Annotated in this window: 3 protein-coding genes; 2 read left to right on the top strand and 1 reads right to left on the bottom strand. The window is 54.9% G+C overall.

All coding sequences use genetic code 11. The features are described from left to right. Nucleotides 1–106: 106 nt before the first annotated feature. Entirely contained in the window at nt 107–1,180 is a 1,074-nt protein-coding gene (locus tag VG146_09595; protein HEV2392602.1) for an RHS repeat-associated core domain-containing protein, read from the top strand. Nucleotides 1,181–1,908: 728 nt separating this feature from the next. On the opposite strand, the gene VG146_09590 is transcribed toward VG146_09595, so the two are convergent. After that, complete coding sequence (locus VG146_09590) at nt 1,909–2,880, bottom strand: transposase (GenBank protein HEV2392601.1); 972 nt, start codon at nt 2,878–2,880, stop codon at nt 1,909–1,911. 243 nt (nt 2,881–3,123) lie between these two features. Between VG146_09590 and VG146_09585 the strand changes: the two genes are divergently transcribed. Continuing rightward, on the top strand, nt 3,124–4,066 hold a 943-nt coding region (locus VG146_09585), incomplete at its 3' end, for a hypothetical protein (GenBank protein ID HEV2392600.1).

Below are 4,066 nucleotides of genomic sequence, written 5' to 3'. Positions count from 1 at the left end.
GTTCGTTCCCCGATCTGCCCAAAAAGAGACCACAGCGCCACGTCATTACGTTCCTGAATCGGCTTTTGAATGGAATTCCTGACTCCTCGATCACCCCCCCGCTCCCATGCGACGATCACCTTTCCAAACGCCGAAGCCGTGCCTCTGGGGCACCGACCTCTCCGGCTCGCCGCAGGGCGCCGGCGGCGTCGGGGGTCTGCTGGAAGTCTCTGCAATCTCAAATTCTCAAATCACCAATTGCTTCGCGGCCTTCGACGGCAACGGGAACGTCCTGGGCCTAGTCAATGCCGCCGACGGCACCCTCGCCGCCCAATACGACTACGGCCCCTTCGGTGAAGTCATCAGAGCCACCGGGCCAATGGCGAAGGCCAATCCGTTCCGGTTTTCGACCAAGTATCAGGATGATGAGACGGACTTGGTTTATTACGGGTACCGGTACTACAACGCCAACACGGGAAGGTGGTCTAGTAGGGACCCAGTGGTCGACCCTGGATGGAACCCAGGCCTCTTCGATTCCCTGCTCGCAAAATCTGCCAGGCTTATTGACGATTATCCCAACCTCTCCTGCTTTATCGGCAATAAACCAATAACGAGTTTTGATGTGCTGGGGCTCTGTGATCCAGGAGCGAAGTGCGGAATGGACGTGGGTAATGCGCTTAACCAGACGCGAGAGCTAATGATAAGCCAATTCAAGAACTTGCCATCCCGTGCTCAGAAATGGAGGAACTGCGAGCCGTACCATGCCCTCATGTACGACTGGACCGACGTTCCGGCTCTCTTCAGGGGCATCTACAGCTGGGATTTGGACGCCATGACTTGGCTTTGGGGTAATTACATGAAAGGGAGATCCTGCGGGGATTGCCCGCAAACCGTTACAATTAACAATAAGTGCTATAACGCTTGGAATGCTAACTATTACTCCTTCGGGGTTATCTGTAGGGAGTGTGGCATGACATTCCGCGATATTCGAATAATTATAAACACGTGGAAAACATTCAATTTCACAAAATGGTTTGATGACAGCGAAGCTGCCATACAGTTTGCCGATTGGGGACTGCTCAAAGCAAACGCGAATGGAATCCGCGTCACGGAACAAAACGATCTCACAAAACAGTGCTCGCCGTGTAGTGAAAAGTACACCGGTACTCTCGGATCTGTATGGCCTGAGAAGAACCCTTAATATGCAGCGGAAACTATCGTTCAGTTCTGCCAGCTTGGCATTTTGTTTTGTTGCTTTAAGCGCAGCGGTAGCCGCAATTAGCCTGAGGTTGCAAAGTTGGATCGTTCATCCACCACAAGCGAGTGCCGTGTACGGCTACCCGCTAGTGTTGTTAGCTCTAGCCATTCTCCCAGCCGTTCCGGCAAGCATGGTTTCCCTCCTTGCTGCCGCGCTTCATCGGCACCCAAAGGGGGTCTTCTGGATAACCTATAGCATAGTCTGGATGATGGTATCATGCTGGACATTGATAGGATCCCAATTACGTCCATAAATAGGATCCCAATAAATAAAGTGGGGCCGGATCTCAACAGTTGACATTTACTTGAAGCCGATGGGAGCAACTCCGCGAAACCGACAATGCTCGGCTTCCCCGTGGCGCCGGAGGTCAAGGTCCGTTTTGCGAAAACGCCGTCGTTTGCAATTTGCCTCGCAACTACCTGCAACCCAGTGGCCTCCCAAAAACCCGCAGACTTGCTTCGAAGGCCCCTGATACGATCTTCACGGTTATTCATCCGGGGCCGAGGAGAGCCGATCAGGCAAGCTCCCCGGAGGCCACGGTGAATAACCGTGCCGTGCGCGAAAAAAATCGATGTGAAAAACTTTTGCAGCCGGGGTATAACGGTTCCGGCCGCATCATGGATGGGGTCAGCCCATAGTTTGGTTCGGTGGGCTCATGGTTATTGAGGAGCTTAAATGCCCAGCATGGGCTGTGATGTGTCGGGTTGGTTCCCGTGGCGCATGTGCGTGTGCAGCTTCGCATTGGCCGCTTTGGAGGTGCCAAGGTGAACCCGAGCCGCAATCGCTTTGATCGACAGCGTGGTTTCCCGGCGCAAGCGCGCGGCCATCTCAAGTTTTAGCGGGTCATTCTTCGGTCGGTTCGCCAGGTCTTCCTCGCGCCAGCCAAGCTGCTGGAGCTCCTCAGCGATGAGCCGCTCGGCTTTGGCCTGCGCCGCTTGCAAGTGCAGTTGGCCGGCGTGATGACCGCCTAAGCTAGCCTCCATCCTTGCCAGCATTTGCCTTCTGAAAGCCTCGCTGCCCAAGCACCAACCGTGCTGCATCGCTTTGAGCGTCTCCGGGTCGGTTTCTTCGGCGCGGCGGGTCTCCATTCTCTGCTCGAAACACTGCCGCGCCATCGGGGTATCCTCCTGAATCCCGTGTTCACCGAGCAGTCGGTCAACCCGGATCCAGGAGGGCCGATGCTCGGGCGCGGCGACGTACGCACCAAAGCTGCTCCACGGATAGGCCAGCAGCCGCTCTTGAGGGTCGAGCAACCTGGCGCGGACTGGATTGAGGTGCACGTAATCGCAGGCCGTCTTCAGGTACCCGCTGCTGCTGCCTTCGACCAGTTGGCACCGATAGCGCCCGCTGAAGACATGACCGACAAGGTGGTGTCGGTGGTTGAGCCGAATGGTGTAGCTGCTTTGTAACCAGGCCATTCCCGGCACGAGGTTGGGTTGCGGCGTTTCCAGCACCAGGTGATAGTGGTTGGGCATGAGGCAATACGCATGGACCTGCCAACTGGTTTTCTGACACGCTTCGGCAAGGCTTTTGATAAAATCCTGGCGGTCCACGTCGTCCAGGAAGATTCTCTCACGCCTGTCGCCACGGCTCATCACGTGATACATCGCGCCGGGAAATTGAACGCGAAGCTTGCGCGGCATGAGCGGCGGGATAGTCCGGCCGGCCGTCAACGTCAACCAAGAAATACATGCGCCGATGCCAAATCGAACCAAACTATGGGTTGACTCCATCCATGAACAACCCAGAGCCACTCACAGAGTTTTCAACTAAAAAGTTTACAACCTGTAAAAAGATTCTCGTGGTTGGCTGAGCCGTTTTGCCGCGAAACGTCGCACTAAGGGGTGGAACTCATGACAAACCCAAAAAGAGGGCCGATTAATTGTATGAAAAGAAGCATTACATCGCGCAGTAAGATCGCGTTTGCTGCCATGGCGGCGATGTCTGTTTGCGTGGGCAATGCTCAAATTGTGGGCATGTTATGGCAGAACCAACAAACCGCGGCCGAGAATGCCGTTCTGGGGTATGGGCAATCGAGCAATTCTCTTTACCTGGGCACTCCCGACGCGACATTCACCAGCTCAGGTTTTAACTACAATCCATTTGATTCGGGTGCAGTATATACTCTGTCGAGTTTCCTTAACAATCCCACCTTCAACAATCAGTCCTCGAACTTCTCAACACCTGCGGCTGGATATGGTCCAAACGCGAGTTTGGACAACACCTACTTTTACTTTGCCGGGTCGATTGTTCTTTATGCCGGGGCGAACTCCTTTCTGGTTGGCGACGACGACGGTGTGCAGCTCAATATCGATGGTATCGGATTGGTGGTCAATAGACCAGGGCACACTCCTTTCCAAGAGACGTATTTCACCGTGACAGCTCCATCTGCCGGCACTTATCATTTTGAGCTTTCTTATGGCGAGGCCTTCGGACCGCCGGCAGCGCTGGTATGGGAGATCAATCAGGAGACGGCTGGCAGCACCGTTACGGGCACGAATGCCACCACCGCTTTTGTCATAGGCAAGTCCTACCTCAATGCGCAGGACTCGGCCGGCGCGCCGACCCCCGATCCGTATCCGAGTTGTGCCTTCATAGCCACCACTGCGCTGTCCTCCAACCAGAGCGCCAATACCGTCACTCTGACTCTTCCATCCGGAGGGACGTCGAATCTCTTCTACACCATCGTGAATCCAGGAGAATATATTTTCAATGCCGACGAAACCAACAGCGCGCAGTTCGAATCGGTTTTCCCGGAAGGCGATTACGTTTTCGATGCCCGTTGCACCTCTTCCAATGAGCAGGTTACGGTGACTTTGCCGGCCAGCA

This window comes from Verrucomicrobiia bacterium (assembly GCA_035946615.1).
Classification (GTDB): Bacteria; Verrucomicrobiota; Verrucomicrobiia; order Limisphaerales; family UBA8199; genus DASYZB01.
This window is presented reverse-complemented; position numbering and strand designations above follow the sequence as displayed.

What these genes read in the sequence shown, in the direction of transcription:
- VG146_09595 (HEV2392602.1), top strand. Translation starts at nt 107, where the DNA reads ATGCGACGATCACCTTTCCAAACGCCGAAGCCGTGCCTCTGGGGCACC.
- VG146_09590 (HEV2392601.1), bottom strand. Translation starts at nt 2,880, where the DNA reads ATGCCGCGCAAGCTTCGCGTTCAATTTCCCGGCGCGATGTATCACGTG.